Source organism: Flavobacterium sp. EDS (assembly GCF_020991525.1).
Taxonomy (GTDB): Bacteria; Bacteroidota; Bacteroidia; order Flavobacteriales; family Flavobacteriaceae; genus Flavobacterium.
Window position 1 is genome coordinate 101,032 of sequence record NZ_JAJMOZ010000002.1, and the last position, 21,430, is coordinate 122,461.

Here is a 21,430-nt window from a genome sequence, read left to right on the forward strand (position 1 = left end):
GGATTATGAAAAGAATTATTGTACTCAGTCTGTTTTTCTTATTTGCATTTGTAAATAGCATTTTTGCACAAACAAAAGTGAGTGGAATCGTCTTAGATAAATCCAATCAGCCGATTCCTTTTGCTAATGTAGTTTTTAAAGGAACCAATATTGGAATCGTTTCTAACGAGGATGGACGTTTTTATTTAGAATCGCCAAATACTTATACAACTATTATTGTCGCTTCGGCTGGCTTTTCGGAAAAAGAAATCACACTAGAAAAAGCAGTTAATTACAATTTTAAAGTTGTCTTAAACGAAGCCGAAAGTTTAAATGAGGTAGTGATTTATACTGGTAAGACTTCTAAAAAAAATAATCCAGCGTTAGATATCCTTAGAAAAATATGGGAAAGAAAACGTAAAAATGGATTGTATCAGTTTAAACAATACCAAATGGAGAAGTACGAAAAAGTGGAATTCGACATGAATACCATCGATAGTGCCTTCATGAAGAACAAAATTTTTAAAGGAATGGAGTTCATTTTTAAACAAGTAGATACTTCTAAAGTTACAGGAAAAACGTATTTACCTATTTTTATAAACGAATCTTTGTATGATGTATACGGAGATAATAATATAAAGAAAGTAAAAGAGATAATTAAAGGAAGTAAAACCTCTGGATTTAATAATAATCAGCAGATATTAGCTTTTGTAAAAGACCTGTATTCTGATTATAATATTTATGATAATCACCTAACCTTTTTTGATAAAAGTTTTACAAGTCCGTTATCTAGAACAGGAATTGATGTGTATAACTATGTTTTAAAAGATAGTACATTTATAGATAACAAATGGTGTTATAATATTGTCTTTTATCCAAGACGTAAAAATGAATTGACTTTTAAGGGAGATTTTTGGGTAAATGATACCACGTTTGCTATCAAGAAAATTAATATGGCAGTTACAAAAAGTGCTAATATTAACTGGGTAAAAGATATTTATATCGAGCAAGAATTTGATGTTGTAAGTGATTCTATTTTTCTTCTTACAAGAGATTATATGATGTCGGACTTTGCGTTAAACAAAAAAGAAAGTTCTAAAGGGGTTTATGGAAAGAGAACTTCATCTTATAGAGATCATAAGTTTAATATACCAAAACCAACTACTTTCTATAAAGAAGAAGTAAATTATATAGACAACGAAGTGTATAATAGACCCGATGAATATTGGGAAGAAAACCGATTCGAAAAACTAACCAAAGACGAGCAAGGAGTTTATAAAATGCTTGATACCTTGCAAACAGTCAAGAGATTTAAACAACTTTATAGTTTGGTTTCGATACTTGGTAGTGGCTATATAGAGTTTCCGAAATTTGATTACGGACCTATATTCTCAACATTCGGCTATAATGAAGTCGAAGGAGTTCGTATACGAGTAGGAGGAAGAACTTATTTTGGGCCAAATGATCCTTGGCGTTTACAAGCGTATACAGCATATGGATTTGATGATAACAAATTTAAGTACGGGCTTTCAGGAAAATGGATGATCGATAAAAAAAATCGTCTTATTATCTCGGGAGGAAATAGGAGAGATGTAGAACAAATTGGAGCTAGTTTAACAACAACTAATGATGTTTTAGGACGAAGCTTTGCCTCATCGGCTTTATTTACAACAGGAAGTAACGGGAAATTAACCAATATTAATTTAACTAATGTTGCCGCCGAAATTGAGCCAATCAAGAATCTAACATTTCAAGTAGGATTGTCATATCGTACATTAGAATCTGCTTCAAGTACATTTAGTTTAGATTATTATACCAACTTGCCTTCAGCAACAAATCCGGGAGGAGTTATAGCAAATGGAGTAAAACAATCAGAAGCGAATATTCAGATAGAATATACCCCAAATCGTAAAACAATAGGTTTTGGTGTTGAAAGAAATAATGTGGATAGTCCGTTTAGTCGATTCTTTATTAATTATAGCCATGGATTTAAAGGAGTGCTAGATAGTGATTTTAAATACGAAAAGGTTCAGCTGTATTATAAACAACCTATAATTATAGGACCTCTAGGACGTACAAATCTTATTCTAGAAACAGGAAAAACATTCGGAACAATACCGTTAGGATTAATGAGTGTGATACCAGGAAATCAGACTTATTTTACAATCGAGAATACATTTAGTAACCTAAATTTCTATGAGTTTGTTACCGATCAATACACAACTCTGCAATGGGATCATAATTTTGGAGGGCGACTTTTTGCAAGAATCCCATTTATGCGTAAACTTAATTGGAGAGAGATTATTGGAGCCAAAGCAGTTTATGGAACCATCACAGATGCTAACAGAGCTATTAATGCATCGGGCTTAGAATACAATGCACCCGAAAAAGTGTATTGGGAATACAGTGCAGGAATTGGGAATATCTTCAAAGTATTCCGTATCGATTTCTCATGGAGAGGAAGTTACCTAAATACACCCGACGCTAATAAATTTGCAGTAAAAGGATCTTTTGGATTCTATTTCTAATTATATATAAAGGTGTAAAGCATCAAAGTTACAAAGTCACAAAGGTTTAATTCTTTGTGGCTTTTTTTATGCTTAAATGTTTTTTCATGTAAAGTCTGCCGATTTATTTTAAATGTAAAAATTATAAAATCTGTGCTCATCAGTTTATATTTGTAGAATTCGTGTAAAAACAAAACTTTACGATTTTGTGACTTTGCGAGATTTTTTCATTTAATTTTAGAAGCTATTCCCGCTATCCGCTATATCTTTATGTTTTTAAAGGTAAAACATAAAGGATGCCGCTTTTATCGGGGCTAAAATCACGTTATGCAAGAAGCAATCGATTATCTTTCAGAGAAGAATCCAATTTTTCAGAGAATTATTCAAGAATATGGGTTGCCACCAATACCAAAACGGCCACAAGGTTTCGAAACATTGGTTTTACTTATTCTAGAACAGCAAGTATCTATAGATTCAGCCAAGGCTACATTTTTAAAAATCAAAGGGTATACAGTTTGTACGCCAGAAGCATTAGTAATCTTACCAGATGAAACTTTTCGTACTTTGGGTGTAAGTCGACAAAAGACAGCTTATATTAAAGCTCTGGCTTCAGCAATATTAAATAATGAAATCAATATTGAGAGCTTAGCAACCAAATCGGCTAAAGAAGTCCGTGAGGAACTGATAAAATTAAAAGGAATTGGAAACTGGACTATCGATATTTACCTGATGTTTTGTCTTCAAGAACCCGATTTAATTCCACTTGGCGATATTGCAGTCGTGAATACAATCAAGGAATTGCTTGATATTCACGACAAAGATGAGATGGAAATTCATACCTCGCAATGGAGTCCGTATCGATCTTACGCTACATATTTGCTATGGCATTATTATTTAAAGAAAAGAAAAAGAACAATTACCTATTAATTGCTTGTTTATTAAAACTTAATGGAGATATAACAGTATTTTTTTATTGTAAAAAGGGATACTTTTGACTACTTTTGCAATCGAAATTAAGAAAAATAATAAACAAGAACAATGACCGCAGACAAACTAACAACTTTCGATGTTTTAATCGAAATACCAAGAGGAAGCAGAAATAAATACGAGTACGATTTTGAAATTAAAAGAATGCGTTTTGACAGAATGTTGTTCTCTTCAATGATGTATCCGGCAGATTATGGTTTCATTCCTGAAACTTTAGCTCTTGATGGTGATCCATTAGATGTATTGGTTTTGGTAAACGAGCCAACTTTCCCAGGATGTGTTATGGAAGTAAAACCAATTGGTGTTTTCCATATGGCAGATGACAAAGGACCAGATGAGAAAATTATTTGTGTACCAGTTTCTGATCCAATCTGGAATTCATTAACTGATTTATCAGATATGAATCCTCACTTAGTAAAAGAAATTGAGCATTTCTTCCAAGTTTATAAAGATTTAGAAAACAAAAAAGTAGATGTTGGTGGATGGGGAGATGTAAACGAAGCATATGCTATTATTGCAGAATGTACTAAACGTTTTGATGATATCGAAAACAAACCAGAAGGGTTATTTAGCATTAAATAATTTTTGCATTCATATTTTATAAAAAAAGCAATACTCTGTTAAGAGTATTGCTTTTTTGTTTAAATTCGTTTTGTTAGTTTATTGACTATTAACCAAAACCATTAAAATATTATGAATGCATTTATGATTTATTTGCCAATTGTTATGGCAATTATAGGATTACTTTTCATGGCAATAAAAAGGACTTGGGTGTTAAAACAAGATGCTGGAGATGGCAAAATGAAAGCCATTTCAGACCACATTTATGAAGGAGCATTAGCTTTCCTAAAAGCGGAGTATCGATTGCTTACCTTTTTTGTAATTGGAGCAAGTATTGTTTTAGCGGGAATTTCATTTATAGTTCCCACTACACATATATTAATAGTTGTAGCTTTTGTTTTCGGAGCATTTTTCTCTGCATTAGCAGGAAATATGGGGATGAAAATAGCAACCAAAACTAACGTTAGAACTACGCAAGCGGCAAGAACTAGTTTGCCACAAGCATTAAAAGTATCTTTCGGCGGTGGAACCGTTATGGGATTAGGAGTTGCCGGATTAGCTGTTTTAGGGTTAACCGGTTTTTTTATAGTATTTTTTCAGGTATTCATGAATGGAGTTTGGACTTCATCAGAAGATATGACTAAGGTTCTCGAAACATTAGCAGGGTTTTCATTAGGAGCTGAATCAATTGCATTATTTGCAAGAGTTGGAGGAGGGATTTATACTAAGGCTGCCGATGTTGGTGCCGATTTAGTAGGTAAAGTTGAAGCTGGAATTCCAGAAGATGATCCTCGTAATCCAGCAACAATCGCTGATAATGTTGGTGACAATGTTGGTGATGTTGCAGGAATGGGAGCTGATTTATTTGGATCGTATGTAGCAACAGTTTTAGCAGCAATGGTTCTTGGGAATTATGTAATAAAAGATATGGGTGGAAATATTCAGGATGCTTTTGGAGGTATAGGACCTATTTTGTTACCAATGGCAATCGCTGGTTTCGGAATTCTATTCTCTATTATAGGAACGACATTAGTAAAAATTTCTGATGATAACGCAAAGGAAGCACAAGTACAAAAAGCCTTGAATGTAGGAAATTGGGTTTCGATTGTTTTAACCGCAATTGCATGTTTCTTTTTAGTGCAATATATGTTGCCAGAAACGATGAAGATGAGTTTCTTTGGTGAAGGTGCTAAAGATATTTCTTCAATGCGTGTTTTCTATGCTACTATTGTTGGATTAATTGTAGGAGGGGCTATTTCTTCGGTGACTGAATATTATACAGGATTAGGTACCAAACCAGTATTGGCAATTGTGCAAAAATCATCTACAGGAGCTGGAACAAATGTAATTGCTGGTTTAGCAACAGGAATGATTTCTACATTTCCAACAGTATTATTATTCGCAGCAGCAATTTGGATTTCTTATGCATTAGCTGGGTTTTATGGAGTGGCATTAGCAGCATCAGCAATGATGGCAACAACAGCAATGCAATTAGCAATTGATGCTTTTGGACCAATATCGGATAATGCAGGAGGAATTGCCGAAATGAGCGAATTACCAAAAGAAGTGCGTACAAGAACAGATATTCTAGATTCAGTAGGGAATACTACAGCAGCAACAGGAAAAGGATTTGCAATTGCTTCGGCAGCATTAACTTCACTTGCATTGTTTGCAGCGTATGTAACTTTTACCGGAATTGACGGAATCAATATTTTCAAAGCACCAGTTTTAGCAATGCTTTTTGTTGGAGGAATGATTCCAGTAGTTTTCTCAGCTTTAGCCATGAATTCAGTAGGGAAAGCAGCGATGGATATGGTCTACGAAGTACGACGCCAGTTTAGAGAAATTCCTGGTATTATGGAAGGAACAGGAAAACCAGAATATGCAAAATGTGTAGATATTTCGACTAAAGCCGCTTTACGCGAAATGATGCTTCCGGGAATCTTAACGATAGGGTTTCCTATTGCAATTGTATTGTTAGGTAAATTAGTTTACGGAAGCAATAATCAATTAATCGCTGAAATGTTGGGAGGTTATATGGCTGGAGTAACTGTTTCAGGAGTTCTTTGGGCGGTTTTTCAAAATAATGCAGGAGGCGCTTGGGATAATGCAAAAAAATCTTTTGAAGCTGGAGTGCTTATTAATGGAGAAATGACTTATAAAGGCTCTGATGCGCATAAAGCAGCTGTTACAGGAGATACAGTTGGAGATCCATTTAAAGATACATCAGGACCATCAATGAATATTTTGATAAAACTAACGTGCTTGATAGGATTAGTAATTGCTCCGATATTAGGCGAAGGACACTCAGCTTCAGGAATGGCTGCAGGAGGTTCTTGTTGTGCTAAAACTGAAATACATGGTAGCGGACATTCAAAATGTGATAGGTCTAAAATGGCGACTATGACTAAAGATGAATGTGCACAAATGTGTAAAGAAAAAGGATGTACACCAGAAGAGACAGCAAAATGTTTAGCTAATTATGATGCAAACGGAAAATACCTTCATAAAAGAACAGATTGTTTTGATACAACTAAATACACTAAAACAGATGCAGTTCGAGTAGAAATTGTGAATGTAAATGGTCTGGTTGTAGGAACAGTTACAACTACCGTAAATGGTAAGGTAGATACTAAGACATTTAAAGGGACAGCAGCAGAAGTTAATGCTCAAATTGATGCCTTAAAATAAGTAAATGACTTAAATCAAATGACATTGTCAGAGTGTAAATTTTGACAATGTTGTATAAAAAAATGCCTCTAAGTAATTTAGAGGCATTTTTTGTGTTTTAAAACAATCCGTTTAATTCAGCATCAATTCTATTAATGATATCGCCTAAATCTTCTGGGTTGTCTACAAAGTTTATATTGTCAACATCAATTATTAAAAGTTTTCCTTTGGTGTATGTTTGTACCCAAGCTTCATAACGCTCGTTTAGACGGCTTAAATAATCAATAGAAATAGAGTTTTCATATTCACGCCCACGTTTGTGTATCTGTCCTACTAAATTTGGAATAGAGCTTCTTAGGTAAATTAATAAATCGGGTGGTTTTACCAATGTTTCCATTAGTTCAAACAAAGAAGTGTAATTCTGAAAATCACGACTTGTCATTAAACCCATTGAATATAAGTTTGGAGCAAAAATATAAGCATCTTCATAAATGGTTCTATCTTGAATGATTTTTTTACCACTTTCGCGAATCTGCTGCACTTGGCGAAATCTGCTGTTTAAGAAATAAATTTGCAAATTAAACGACCAACGCTCCATTTGATGGTAAAAATCATCCAAGTATGGATTATCAACCACATCCTCAAAATGAGGCTCCCACTTGAAGTGTTTGGCCAGTAATTTGGTTAGAGTTGTTTTTCCTGCGCCTATGTTTCCTGCTATTGCTATGTGCATTACGGTATTATGATTTTATAATTTGTAATTCCTCCAAATGTAAAAATAGATAAAATTTGGTCTTTGTAGTAGAAATTCCCAAACGTTTTTTCTGAAATTTCAATTTGAAATGGATTTCCTATTTCTTGCTTACTGATATCTTTAAAAAACAACAAATTAGCCTTCTTGAAAATATATTGATGATTGTTTAAAATAGTTAAATCATCAAAATCGGGTATTTTTCCCAAAGCAACTACTTTCCCAAAAATATCACATGAAAACCAATTGTTCTTTTCATCTATCCAATAAAAAACGTTGAAATTCGATTGATAGTATTTAATGTTTCCTAAAAGAGGTGTCGAAACAGTTTTATATTCATCTTTTAAATAATTATAAAGACCTATCTGTTGATTTAGTGTATTGTAAATCCAAAGTTGGTTTTGTGAAGCAATCCCAATTCCAGAAGCTAGAATAGGAGCAGTGTTTTTTGAGAAATTAATTCTATTTGTTTCGTTAAACTGATTGTCAAGTAAAATTACGGTATTGAAATCTTCGTAAAAAAGAACCACTTTAAGAGGGTTTTCTATATCGACTTTGGTGATTTTTCCTAAAGATATGTTTTTATATTCGTATGCATCTTTGCCGTTGGTTTTAATAAATCGATTGTTTTTTGTTAAGTAAGAAAAACCAAAAGAATCGATTCCTGAAAATTGATCTGCATCAAAGGTTATATTGTTTATAGTAGAAATTTGGATTTTCTTATCCTGAGAAAAAGCAACAGAAAAGGAGCTAATAAGAATTAGAAATATCAAGTTTTTATACATTATTGTTTTGGGTTTAGTAATTGAAATTTTGAATAGACCAAATTACGAAAAACTCAATTGCAATTTGCTTTGTTTATTGAGTAGATTTTAAAACGCATTTTTTATAGTTATCTTGCGTATAATCAGATAATTGATTTGTAAAAATTAAAAGATTAGTTTTCTTTTTAGTAGTAGCCACTTTGTGTAATTATTTTTATGCACGTATGCATATTTTAATAAAAACAAAAATGACATTACGCTAAAAGTAATTAGATAAGGCATTGCAGTTTTTTATTGAATCATCTTTTGATTGTCAATTCTTTATTGATATATTGAATGTTTTTTTGCAAATCGACCCCAACAGTTTAGTAGTAATATATTTTATTATGTTTTCAACTCAATAAATGATGTAAATCGCCCTAAAACATTGCGAATGTGCAATTAGAAAGATAAAAATGTTTTATTAAAATAAAGCCCAATCTCTAAAATTAGAAATTGGGCTTTTTATATTTAAAGTAAAGTAGTTGTCAAAAAAAATCTAACAATCTAAGTTAGTCTATAATTACAATCCAAATGCAGCTTTTACTTGATCAACAAAATCAAGTTTTTCCCATGTGAATAATTCAACAGTAACCGTTTTTTCGTTTCCTCCTGGAGCAGAAAAAGTTTTAGTTACAGTTTCAGGTTTACGTCCCATGTGGCCGTAAGCAGCAGTTTCGCTATAAATAGGATTTCTTAATTTTAAACGTTGCTCAATAAAGTAAGGACGCATATCAAAAATAGCTTCTACCTTTTTAGCGATTTCACCGTTAGTTAAGTTTACTTTAGAAGTTCCGTAAGTATCAATAAAAATACCCATTGGTTTTGCAACTCCAATTGCGTAAGAAACTTGTACCAAGATTTCATCAGCGATACCAGCAGCAACTAAGTTTTTAGCGATATGACGTGTAGCATAAGCAGCACTTCTATCTACTTTACTTGGATCTTTTCCAGAGAAAGCACCACCACCGTGAGCTCCTTTACCACCGTAAGTATCTACAATGATTTTTCTTCCAGTTAATCCAGTATCTCCGTGAGGTCCTCCAATTACGAATTTTCCAGTTGGGTTAATGTGATATTGAATTTTATCGTTGAATAAATGTGCATGAGTTGGGTTTTTAGCAATAATTCTTGGGATAAGAATTTCGATAATATCCTTTTTGATTTTAGCAAGCATTACAGCTTCTTCATCAAAATCATCATGTTGAGTAGATATTACAATTGCATCGATACGTGTTGGCTTATTGTCATCACTGTATTCTAACGTTACTTGAGATTTAGCATCAGGACGTAAATAAGTGATTTCTTTATTTTCACGTCTTAAAATTGCTAATTCTTGTAATAATTTATGAGATAAATCAAGTGCCAAAGGCATATAATTTTCTGTTTCATTTGTTGCATAACCAAACATCATTCCTTGGTCACCTGCTCCTTGTTCTTCAGGATTTGCTCTGTCAACACCTTGGTTAATATCAGCAGATTGTTCGTGAATTGCAGATAAAATACCACAAGAGTTTGCCTCAAACATATATTCACTTTTAGTGTAACCAATTTTTCTGATTACATCACGAGCGATTTGTTGTACATCTAAATAAGTATTTGATTTTACTTCACCGGCCAATATTACTTGTCCAGTAGTTACCAAAGTTTCACAAGCTACTTTAGAATCAGCATCAAATGCTAGAAAATTATCAATTAATGCATCCGAGATTTGATCCGCAACTTTGTCAGGATGTCCTTCGCTAACAGATTCTGACGTAAATAAATAAGCCATAATATTTATTAAATTAAAATTATAAAATTAAGCGAGGAAAAAAATAATTGCTGGAAATGCTAAAGGAGGATTCCTGCTTTAGCATTTTTTAATACTGAAATGAAAATCTTTCAGCATCCATAATGAATGTTTTCATTATGAAGAGGTTGCAATCAGTTCAAATTTTTCCTCTGTATTCGGGTGCAAAGGTATAAAACCATTTTGAATTGCAAATTAAACTTTTGTTTTTTTAATTTAATAAAGAGAAATTTAACATATTCGACTTATTCTATAGAGTTTAGAAAATAAATCGACTTTTGTTTGGTAGACTAAAAAATAGTTCGCAAATTTGTCCCAACAAAACAAAAAAGAAAAATGAAATTTACTGTTAACAATATGATGTCTTGTAAGATGCCGGAATATTCCGCAGAGATACTATTGTAGTTTTTTTCCAAAAATATATATAGAACCTCTGCAAATTGCAGGGGTTTTTTTGTTTAAAGAAGAAAAATATAACAGCATGTCATTTTAAACCAAAGTAGTAACAAATCAGTAAAAAGCAATGAAAAAAAATGTAGCATTAGTTTTAGGTCTTTTGACATTTTCAGGCATTTATGCTCAAGAAAATAAAAAAGAGAAAGATACTTTACAAAATAATGAATTATCAGAAGTGACAATAATCGGTTCTAGGAGTAAAAACAGAGTAAAGACTGATGTGCCAGTGCCAATCGATATTTTTAATATTTCTGAAATAACAAAAGGAGCACCACAAACCAGTGTAACTCAAATATTAAATTATGTTGCGCCATCATTTACAAGTAATCCGACTTCAACAGCAGATGGAACCGATCATATCGATCCAGCACAATTAAGAGGACTAGGACCAGATCAGGTTTTAATACTTATAAATGGTAAAAGAAGACATACAAGTGCATTAGTTAATATTAATGGAGCACCTGGAAGAGGTTCAGTAGGAACAGATTTAAATGCGATACCATCATTTGCAATCGAAAGAATTGAAGTTTTAAGAGATGGAGCAGCAGCTCAGTATGGCTCAGACGCAATCGCAGGGGTAATTAATATTGTATTGAAGAAAAATGCTAATTTCCTTTCAGGAGATGTACAATATGGTGCAAATATATCTTCAGGTTCTAATAACTTTAAGGGAGGAGCAGACGGACAATCTTTGCAAGTAGATTTAAACTACGGAACATCTTTGGGTAAAGAAGGAAGTTTCCTGAGTGTTACAGGTAGTGCTGTTACAAGACAGGCAACAAGTAGAGCTGGTATTAGAAGTAATAATATATTTAATGCATATAATGCTGTTGAATATAGAGCCGCTCAGAATGGAGTAAATATTAATTCATTATTTAGTAACATTAATACTACTCCAAATTCAGCTCAGATTATTAGTTCGCTGCAACAATATGCTCCACAAGTAGGTTATTTTACTCCAGCTCAGCAAACGGCAATTTCATCAGCAAATAGCATTACTCAAATGCAAACTGCATTAGGTTTTGATGTAACTAATAATGAGATTAATTATAGAGGACAGGAAAGAAGTGATTATAATATGAGCGTTGGTCAATCAGAATTAGCGTCGGGACAATTGTATTATAATGCAAAATATCCTTTGACTGAAATTACATCATTGTATTCTTTTGGAGGAGCTTCGTATAGAAACGGAAAATCATATGCTTTTAACAGACTTCCTAATGGTGCAGGGACATTTACACAAGTATATGCAAATGGATTTTTACCAGAAATAGAATCGGATATTCTAGATTTATCTTCTGCAGTTGGACTTACAACTCAATTATTTGGTTTCGATACAGATATTAGTACAAACCTTGGAACCAATTCCTTTAAATATGATGTGAACAATACTATCAATGCTACATTAGGAACAAATTCAGCAGATAGTTTTTATGCAGGAAAAGTTTCATTTCTACAAAGCACAACCAATTTAGATTTAAGTAAAAAATATGATGTATTAGGAGGATTGAATGTTGCTTTTGGAGGAGAATTTAGGTATGAAAATTATCAGATAAAACAAGGAGATGTTGAGTCTTATGGTTTGTATGATGTAAATGGAAATCTTGTTTCGGGAATTTTACCTGGCAACTCACCATTAATTGTAACTGACTTTTTTGGTGCTAAGCGTGGAGCAGGAGCACAAGGATTCTCAGGGTTTCAACCATCAGATGCTAAAGAAAAAGACAGAAGGAGTGGTGCAGCTTATATTGATTTAGAGTTAAATGTAACAAAAGATTGGCTTTTAAATGGAGCAGCTCGTTACGAGAACTATTCAGATTTTGGTAGTACAGTTACTTTTAAATTAGCCTCTCTTTTAAAACTTACAGATAACATCAACTGGAGAATTTCAGGACAAACAGGTTTTAGAGCGCCATCATTACAACAAAAATATTTCGAAAGCAGCTCTACACAATTCATTAATGGATCACCATATCAAGTAGGATATTTTACAAATGATTCGCCGGCAGCAAAAAGTATTGGTGTTGATAATCTAAAAGCAGAAACATCTAAAAGTATAAGTACAGGTTTTACATTTAAAATTCCTGAAGCTAATATTACAATTGCTACAGATGCTTATTTTACAAGAATTGATGACAGAGTTGTCTTAACGGGGCAATATGCAAGACCTACAGATGCACAAATAAATGGAGCGACATCTCCAGAACAAAAAGATGCATTAACATTGTTCCAACAAGCATTTGATTTAAAAGGTGTAGAAAGAGCTTCATTCTGGACAAACGGAATCAACTCAGAGACGAAAGGAATCGACTTAGTTATTTCTCAGAAATATAATGTTATTCAAGATTTTACAATCAAAAATGATTTTGCATTAAGTTACAACACTACAAAAAGAGTCGGAGATTTAAATGTACCAGAATCAATTGTGAATGCAGGAGGAGAACCTTATAAATATTCTTTTTTCCCAGAGTCAAGCCGAATTTATCTTGAAGAGGCAATTCCTAAATTAAAAGCTAACTTAATGACTACTTTCAGTATTAAAAAACTAGATATATATTTAAGAAATAGCTATTTTGGAAAAGTTACTGATCCAGGAGCAACAGATGTAAACTTAGATGGTTTTTCTTCAGTTTATGAGCATCCAGAATATAGTGCAAAATTAGTTACCGATTTGTCTTTAGGATATCAAATAAATGAGCACTTAAGAGTAACACTTGGAGTTAATAATATTGGAGATGTTTATCCAGATAGAAATAATCCGGCAACTCCAACTTTTACAAATACAACCCCAACATTGTCGCCTGCACCAAGTGCAGACTTAAGTAATGCAAATCAATTTGCTTATTCTAGAGCAGTATCGCAATTTGGATTAAACGGCAGATTTGGTTTTGCTCGTTTAAGCTTTAAAATATAATTTAATTACTGGATGTATTGAAATTTTTAAAAAAAAATACATCCAGCATTTTTCTTAAACAGGTCATATTAAGAGTCATAATCATAAGAGATTATTCCGTTAGGAAATCTTTTTATGTAAAAAGTAATTTTTAGTTTGGTAGTCTAAAAAATAGTTATTACATTTACTCTATCAAATTAGTAGAATTAAAAAAACAAATAAAACAACTTTTATAAAATGAATTCAATAGCAAATAAAATGATGATGTGTTGTATGATGCGTATGTGCATCCCAATTTGCTATTGCCAAAAGTGAAAGATAAAATCTTTGTTATAGTTAAAACTATAAGCCCTTTTGGTAGCCATCCGAAAGGGCTTTTTTTTATTCCATAATTAAATTTTAGAAATCATGAAAACATTCTATAAAATTTCAAGAGCAATTCAAACTTTATTGAAAACAGACGCTAAAAGAATCTTTGGTGTAATACAGACCAAAAGAATTAATACAAACGAAATAAAAGGGAAATTATATTCGAGTGAATCAAACTCATTATTGTTTCAGATGTATGCCCACGAAGATGAAGATCTTTTTATATAAACAGAAAAATAATTCAAAATATAAACACACAATCATTTAACTAATTAAAAAAAAACAGAACCCATGAGCACACAAAAATTCGCAACAAACGCACTACACGCAGGACATGATGTAACTAAAAATGGTAACACAAGAGCAGTGCCTATTTACCAAACATCATCATATGTTTTTAATAATTCTGATCATGCAGCTAATTTATTTGGTCTAGCTGAAGCAGGGTTTATTTACACACGACTAAACAACCCAACAAATGATGTTCTGGAACAACGACTGGCAGCACTAGAAGGCGGTATTGGAGCTGTAGTAACAGCGTCGGGAGCATCGGCAATTGCAACAACTTTGTTAACATTGCTTAAAGCGGGAGATCATATCGTAGCTTCTAATAGTTTATATGGAGGAACCTATAACTTATTAAAAGTTACTTTGCCAAGATTAGGAATCACAACCACATTTGTAGATCCATCAGATGATGAAAACTTTACCAAAGCGGCAAAGGAAAATACCAGAGTGTTTTTTGTAGAGTCATTAGGAAATCCAAAATTAGATGTATTGGACTTAAAAGCAATTGCTGCAGCAGCCAAAGCATTCAAGGTTCCATTTATAGTTGATAATACTGTTCCAACACCATATTTACTTAATCCAATAGAGTATGGAGCAAACATTGTAATTCATTCTTTGACGAAGTATATCTCAGGAAACGGAACTTCTTTAGGAGGAGCAATTATCGATGCTGGGACTTTTGATTGGGCAAACGGAAAATTTCCTGAATTTACAGAGCCATCTGCGGGTTACCACGGATTGGTTTATAACGAAGCGCTAGGAAATGCGGCGTTCATAGCTAAAGCACGAATAGAAGGATTACGTGATTTTGGCTCAGCATTAAGTCCATTCAATGCTTTTCAGATTTTACAGGGATTAGAAACATTGCCAATTCGTATCAAAAAACATAGCGAAAATGCATTGGCATTAGCATCATGGTTAGAGGCACAAGATGAGGTGGTTTGGGTAAATTATCCAGGCCTTAAATCAAATAAATATTATGACTTAGCGCAAGAATACCTATCAAAAGGACAAAGCGGAATCATAACTTTTGGATTAAAAGGGGGCTTTGAAGCAGCTAAAAAAGTAGCTGACGAAACAAAGTTATTCTCGCTTTTGGCAAACATAGGGGATACGAAGTCATTAATTATTCATCCAGCAAGTACAACACATCAACAATTATCAGAAGAGGAACAAGTTTCAACAGGAGTTTCAAAAGACTTGATTCGACTTTCAGTAGGAATTGAAGATATAGACGATTTAATTGCCGATTTACAGGCAGTTTTTAAAAATATAAAAAGTGCGCAATTAGCATAAATTAGAAAGTTAGGTTTTTTTGTTTTTTGTTAGAAAAATTGCCTTTAACCACGTGAGCAGGGTTAAAGGTGATTTTCAAAAAAAAGTATCAAAAACAATAGCACAAAGTAAAAATTCAAAACAATATTTCTTGAGTTGACTTCGCAGCATAGGTATAAAAAAACAAACACAAATTTCACGAATTGGCACTAATTCGTTCGGAAATTAATTTCACAAACTAAGTTAACCATTAAGATTTGTGTGAATTCGTGAAATTCGTGTTTAAATTGATTTATAATATTTTGCATGTAGAATGTAATTTCTTGAAGTTGTTTTAAAAAAATAAAAATTATGTCAAAGCTTAAAATAAATATCATCCTTTTTGGAATAGGAAATATAGGTAGTACTTTAATCAATCAAATTATTGAAAGTCAAGCTTTCTTTAATGAAAATAAAAGCATTGATTTGAGATTTCCTATCATAACCAATTCAACATTGGCATTCTTTGAAAAGGAAGGTGCAGAAAACGCATGGGAGGCTAATTTTGTGCATCTTGCAATTCCATTTAAAGTAGATGATATTATTGCTTTTGCAAAAGAAAATGCATTTGAAAATTTAATTGCTGTCGATGCTACTGCAAGCGATGAACTGGTAGATCATTATATCCCATTAATCCAAAACGGATTCAACATAGTGGCGGTAAATAAAAAAGCCAATACGTTACCAATTCATTTCTATAAGGAGTTAAGAGAGAATCTTAAAAAATATGATAAAGAGTTTTTGTATGAGACTTCTGTAGATACAGGATTCCCAGTATTACAAACGATTAGAGATTTATATAATTCGGGAGAGAAAATAACAAAAATACGAGGTGTTTTTTCGGATTCATTAAGTTATGTATTTAATCGATTTTCATCGGAAGATATTTGTTTTTCTGAGGTTTTAAAAGAAGCAGAAAAACTTCAGTTATTAACATCAGATTATGAGAGAGATTTATCAGGTAGCGATGTGGCAGAGAAACTACTTATTTTGACCAGAGAGATTGGGAAAGATTTTGAATTTTCGGATATAAAAATCACACCGCTTTTAGACCATAATCAATACGGGTTAAACGCAAAGTCAAAACGAGTACTCAATAAAGAAGTTCTGGATAAGTCTTTTAAAATTGCAAAAATTACACAGGCTGATAATCATGTTTTGAGATATGTTGGAGAGTATACTATTTTGGAGGATAAACTAGAGGTGAAATTAGTTTCAGAATCTACTAAAACAGCAATCGGGCAATTAAAAGGATCAGATACTATTTTTGAAATTTACACACAATCTTACGGAAATATTCCGATAGTTATTCAAAGTGCCGCTGCAGGAAGAGAAGCTATAGCGAGAGGAGTTATAACAGACATTCTAAAAGTTGCCGAAAAAATAAAAAATAAAGAAGCTATTTGGGCTTAGAGATTTTTAAAATTGAATTTTATATTCAATTTTTTTTTGATTTAAAATTTGATGTTCTTTGAAATTTATGTTTAGTGAAAGAAGTTTTTAAATAGCTGAGAGTTAAATTTATAGCTTATCGCGTGGTATTTAGTCGTTGAAAAGTAACGTTTTGTCGTTTTTTTGTTTTTTAATGCGAATTTAACGTGATTTTATCATTAAAATAAGGGTTCTGGCTTGGTTAATCCGAAAATATGTCGCATATTTGTTAAACCAAAAAGATACCAAAGATGAATTTTAATATTTGTAAAACGAATAATGTCATGTCGGAGAAATCCGTTGGGAAGTCTGTTGCTTAGAATTATATCTATACAATTATATAGCAAAGCCTTCCAATAATTTTGGTGGGCTTTTTTTTTGGATTATACAAATGTTGAAATTTTTAAAAATAAATAATAATATTAAAATGAATAATAACTCGAAGTTTAAGATGATGCAAAATGTCGCGCTTATTTGCGTACGCGTCCATTGATTTCCAAAAGTATTATAAGTTTAAACGACTTAAACCCTTTTGGTATAATTATCCAAAAGGGTTTTTTTTTGGGGCATCGAGATTCATTTAATAAAAACAAACACAAATAAACAATTATAAAAACTCACGTTATGAGCACACAAAACTACTTCGCAAAAAGGTTCGGATTCTTTAAATTCTTTAGAACTAAAAAAAGTATAATCATTCAAACAACAAATGAATTGGCACATCCAAGATTTGGGATGGAAACTACAGATGAGACTGCAGGAAAAAAAGCGCCTAATTCTTTGCTTTTCTTGATGTATTCTACTGAGAATGAAACATTATTTATTTAAATTAAAACTTTAAATAAAATACAAGCCAACAATAAAATTTTTCTGGATATACGTGTCCAGCGGTTGCTTGTACGTGATTGTTTTGTTTGAGCTATTTTGTAAACGAGCCAAAATCAAATGAATAAAAAATTTGGTCGTTTAAGAAAATAGTAGTTTATTTGTGCCATTAAGTTCAAAAACGTATTGAAATGTTATAAAGAAAGGACGAGGGATTAGACCCTATGAATCCTTAGCAACCCTTCGATAAATCGAAGAAGGTGCTGCATTCTACCACGCCCAACGTGGAAAGATAACACAAAGAATTTCTCTAGCCTTGCTCTAGTTTTTTCTTTTTAATATTTCCATGTACAAATCAAAAATTACAAAAGATTTGAAATTGGAAAATAAAACCATCCCGATTATATTACAGAATTTTGTCACCGAAAGTGGCGCTTCGTATCATGCGATTAACCTAAGTTATGAACTTTTTGGTTTACCGTTGCACACTGCGCCTATAGTTTTGGTAAATCATGCATTAACAGGAAATGCTCAGGTTACGGGCGAAAACGGTTGGTGGAATGATCTAATAGGCGATACTAAAACCATTGATACTGCTAAATATACAATTCTGGCCTTTAATGTTCCAGGAAATGGCTATAATGGTAATTCTATTGAAAATCATGCTGACTTTACGGCTAGAGATATTGCCCGAATTTTTATAGAAGGAATTGAATTTTTAAAAATCAATCAGCTATATGCAATTATTGGCGGTTCTGTAGGCGGTGGTATTGCATGGGAAATAGTAGCATTAGAACCTCAAATCACTAAACATTTAATACCGATTGCAAGTGATTGGAAGGCTACCGATTGGTTAATAGCAAACTGTTATTTGCAAGAGCAAATCTTGAACAATTCTTCGAAACCAATAGAAGATGCTCGAATTCACGCAATGTTATGTTATCGTTCGCCAGATTCTTTCAAAGAAAAATTTCAGAGAACCAAAAATGAAGAATTAGCTATTTTTAATGTAGAAAGCTGGTTGGGTCATCACGGGGAAAAATTGCAAAAAAGGTATCAAATCTCATCATATAAATTAATGAATCAATTGCTTAAAACAATTGATATTACAAGAAATACTGCTGATTTTAAAACTTTACTATCAAAAACAACTGCCGATATTCATATCATAGGAATCAATTCGGATTTGTTTTTTACTGCAAAGGAAAATCAGGAGACCTATCAAGAATTAAAAAAGTTTAAAGAAAATGTTTCTTATAACGAGATAAATTCTGTTCACGGACATGATGCTTTTTTAATCGAGTACAAACAATTAGATAATTTGCTTGCTTCTATTTTTTAGAGCAACATAAAATACAACACATATACAATGAAAATATTAAAATTTGGAGGTAAATCATTATCAAACGGAGAAGGACTTAATAAAGTAGTTTCGATAATTATTGATAAAATAAATCAAGGTGAGAAAATTGCCGTAGTTGTTTCTGCTCGTGGGAACGCAACAGATGAACTAGAAGATATATTGACAATTGCGTCTAAAAATGGAAATTACAAACCTTTATTGGAGAGTTTTAAAGCATATCAGATTTCTGAATATAAGGAGGTAGATTTTTCAGAAGAGTTTGAAGTTTTGGATAAACTGTTTGAGGGAGTTAGCTTAATTGGAGATTATAGTAAGAAGATAAAAGATCAGATTCTTTCAAAAGGAGAATTGCTATCGGCTAAATTATTAACTGCTATTTTGATTGAAAAAGGAGTTCCTGCAAATTTTGCTGATTCTAGAGAATTGCTTAAAACAGATTCAAAATTTGGTGATGCACAACTTTTGGAGCAACTATCAAAGAAAAATGTTATTAATTATTTTAAACAGTATAATGGTTCAACTGTAAATGTTGTGACAGGTTTTATTGGCTCAAACAATAATAACGATACAACCACTTTAGGAAGAAATGGTAGTAATTATACGGCCTCTTTATTGGCAAATTATCTAGATGCCGAAGAGCTTCAGAATTTCACTCATGTTGATGGAATATATACTGCAAATCCAGATTTAGTAAGTGATGCTAAGAAAATTGAGTATTTATCTTTTAATGAGGCAAATGAGCTGGCTAATTTTGGAGCAACTATTTTGCATGCAAAAACGATAATTCCATTAATAGAGAAAAGTATTCCGCTTCGTATTTTAAATACGTTTAATCATGAAAATCGCGGAACACTAATCACATCAGATTCAGCTAAAGAAGGAATTAAAACACTATCGGTGTTGGAGAATTTATCATTAGTTAATCTTGAAGGTCGTGGATTGCTTGGTAAAGCAGGTGTTGATGCCCGTATTTTTAAAGTAATGGGAGATAATGATATTAGTGTAAGTATTATTTCTCAAGGTTCTTCAGAAAGAGGAATCGGGCTTGTAGTTGCTACAGATAAAGCAACTACAGCAATGATTGAATTGGAAAAAGAATTTGAAAATGACTTTTACTCTAAAGATGTTAACCAAATTACAGTGACTGATAACGTTTCGGTAATTTCGATAATAGGACAAGATTTAAGTACATTCCACAAACCTTACACAGCTTTAATCAAAAATAAAATTGTTCCAATTTTGTTTAATAATACTGTTACAGGCAAAAACGTGAGTTTGGTAGTAAAAAAATCAGAACTTCATAAAGCTTTAAATGTAATTCATGGAGAGATTTTTGGAGTTTCAAAGAAAATTAATATTGCCGTTTTTGGACATGGATTAGTTGGTGGGACATTAATAAATCAAATTTTAGCTTCGGGAGCAAGTATTGAAAAACGTAAAGATATTAAGTTGAACGTTTTCGCAATTGCCAATTCTAAAAAAGTGCTTTTAAATAAAAATGGAGTTACTGCAGATTGGAAAAAAGATATTGAAAATAATGGAGTTGCTTACACAATCAATGATGTTATTGCTTACGCAAATGAAAACCACTTAGAGAATTTAATTGCTATTGATAATACTGCAAGTGCGACTTTCGTCGAAAATTATATTTCGTTGATAGAAAGTAGTTTTGATTTGATTTCGTCAAATAAAGTTGCGAATACGCTTAGTTATGGCTTTTATAAAGAATTAAGAAAAGCATTGGCCGATAATCAGAAGAATTATTTATATGAAACCAATGTTGGAGCTGGATTACCATTAATAGATACCATAAAATTACTGCATCTTTCAGGTGAAAACATCACCAAAATAAAAGGAGTTTTTTCTGGAACATTGAGTTATTTATTTAATAATTTCTCTGCGAAAGATGCTCCGTTTAGTCAGATTTTGCAAGAAGCAATCGATAACGGATATACAGAGCCAGATCCGCGTGAGGATTTATGTGGTAACGATGTTGGTAGAAAATTATTAATTTTAGCTAGAGAATTGGATTTGCAAAATGAATTTGAAGAAGTTTCAATTCAGAACTTAATTCCAGAACATTTACATGAAGGTAATGTTTCTGATTTCTTAACTAAATTAAAAGAGTTTGACCCAATTTACGACAAGATAAAAAAGGATCAAAAGCCAAATCACGTATTAAGATACATAGGCGAGTTGTCTGGTGATTTACAAAATGATAAAGGAGTTTTAGAAGTAAAATTAGTTTCGGTACCTTCGGATACAGCACTGGGAGGATTAAAAGGATCTGATTCTTTCTTTGAAATTTATACAGAATCTTATGGAGACAGACCAATTGTAATACAAGGTGCTGGAGCAGGATCTGCAGTAACAGCAAGAGGAGTTTTTGGGGATATCTTGAGATTATCGGATAAAGAATAGTTTGCGAGAATCATTAAATT

14 protein-coding genes and 1 riboswitch are annotated in these 21,430 nt (G+C 32.4%); of the genes, 11 read left to right on the forward strand and 3 right to left on the reverse strand.

Features of this window, described 5'->3' with window-relative positions; genetic code table 11:
* Positions 1-5 precede the first annotated feature (5 nt).
* The 4 genes from LPB87_RS03515 to LPB87_RS03530 all read left to right on the forward strand — a co-directional run bounded on the left by LPB87_RS03515 (position 6) and on the right by LPB87_RS03530 (position 6,725).
* On the forward strand, positions 6-2,507 hold the full coding sequence (locus LPB87_RS03515) for a DUF5686 and carboxypeptidase-like regulatory domain-containing protein (RefSeq protein WP_230604964.1): 2,502 nt from the start codon (positions 6-8) through the stop codon (positions 2,505-2,507).
* A 306-nt stretch (positions 2,508-2,813) separates the two neighbouring features.
* Entirely contained in the window at positions 2,814-3,413 is a 600-nt protein-coding gene (locus tag LPB87_RS03520) for a DNA-3-methyladenine glycosylase 2 family protein (protein WP_230604965.1), read from the forward strand.
* Between the two features lie 111 nt (positions 3,414-3,524).
* Positions 3,525-4,055, forward strand: a complete 531-nt coding sequence (locus tag LPB87_RS03525) for an inorganic diphosphatase (protein ID WP_129539914.1) — start codon at positions 3,525-3,527, stop codon at positions 4,053-4,055.
* A 111-nt stretch (positions 4,056-4,166) separates the two neighbouring features.
* Complete coding sequence (locus LPB87_RS03530; RefSeq protein ID WP_230604966.1) at positions 4,167-6,725, forward strand: sodium-translocating pyrophosphatase; 2,559 nt, start codon at positions 4,167-4,169, stop codon at positions 6,723-6,725.
* A 97-nt stretch (positions 6,726-6,822) separates the two neighbouring features.
* On the opposite strand, the gene LPB87_RS03535 is transcribed toward LPB87_RS03530, so the two are convergent.
* The 3 genes from LPB87_RS03535 to metK form a co-directional block, all read right to left on the reverse strand.
* On the reverse strand, positions 6,823-7,437 hold the full coding sequence (locus LPB87_RS03535; protein ID WP_129539912.1) for a deoxynucleoside kinase: 615 nt from the start codon (positions 7,435-7,437) through the stop codon (positions 6,823-6,825).
* The gene (locus tag LPB87_RS03540) at positions 7,437-8,240 is read right to left on the reverse strand and encodes a hypothetical protein (protein ID WP_230604967.1); all 804 of its coding nucleotides are present in this window, start codon (positions 8,238-8,240) and stop codon (positions 7,437-7,439) included. The genes LPB87_RS03535 and LPB87_RS03540 overlap by 1 nt, the downstream gene beginning before the upstream one ends.
* Positions 8,241-8,781: 541 nt before the next feature.
* Positions 8,782-10,032 (reverse strand): methionine adenosyltransferase, encoded by a 1,251-nt coding sequence (gene metK / locus LPB87_RS03545; protein ID WP_129539910.1) that lies wholly within the window; start codon positions 10,030-10,032, stop codon positions 8,782-8,784.
* A 541-nt stretch (positions 10,033-10,573) separates the two neighbouring features.
* Between metK and LPB87_RS03550 the strand changes: the two genes are divergently transcribed.
* From LPB87_RS03550 to thrA, 7 genes are all read left to right on the forward strand, one after another.
* Positions 10,574-13,420, forward strand: coding sequence for a TonB-dependent receptor (locus LPB87_RS03550; protein WP_230604968.1), 2,847 nt, complete (start codon positions 10,574-10,576; stop codon positions 13,418-13,420).
* Positions 13,421-13,807: 387 nt separating this feature from the next.
* Complete coding sequence (locus LPB87_RS03555) at positions 13,808-13,996, forward strand: hypothetical protein (RefSeq protein ID WP_129539909.1); 189 nt, start codon at positions 13,808-13,810, stop codon at positions 13,994-13,996.
* A 63-nt stretch (positions 13,997-14,059) separates the two neighbouring features.
* Positions 14,060-15,352 (forward strand): O-acetylhomoserine aminocarboxypropyltransferase/cysteine synthase family protein, encoded by a 1,293-nt coding sequence (locus tag LPB87_RS03560; protein ID WP_230604969.1) that lies wholly within the window; start codon positions 14,060-14,062, stop codon positions 15,350-15,352.
* A gap of 330 nt (positions 15,353-15,682) precedes the next feature.
* A complete protein-coding gene (locus LPB87_RS03565) occupies positions 15,683-16,783 on the forward strand; it encodes an aspartate kinase (protein ID WP_230604970.1) in 1,101 nt (366 codons plus the stop codon).
* A gap of 642 nt (positions 16,784-17,425) precedes the next feature.
* Entirely contained in the window at positions 17,426-17,629 is a 204-nt protein-coding gene (locus LPB87_RS03570) for a hypothetical protein (RefSeq protein WP_230604971.1), read from the forward strand.
* A gap of 188 nt (positions 17,630-17,817) precedes the next feature.
* Positions 17,818-17,925: riboswitch (SAM riboswitch) on the forward strand.
* A gap of 80 nt (positions 17,926-18,005) precedes the next feature.
* The gene (locus tag LPB87_RS03575) at positions 18,006-18,968 is read left to right on the forward strand and encodes an alpha/beta fold hydrolase (protein WP_230604972.1); all 963 of its coding nucleotides are present in this window, start codon (positions 18,006-18,008) and stop codon (positions 18,966-18,968) included.
* Between the two features lie 27 nt (positions 18,969-18,995).
* Positions 18,996-21,410, forward strand: a complete 2,415-nt coding sequence (gene thrA / locus LPB87_RS03580; protein WP_230604973.1) for a bifunctional aspartate kinase/homoserine dehydrogenase I — start codon at positions 18,996-18,998, stop codon at positions 21,408-21,410.
* Positions 21,411-21,430: the final 20 nt, after the last annotated feature.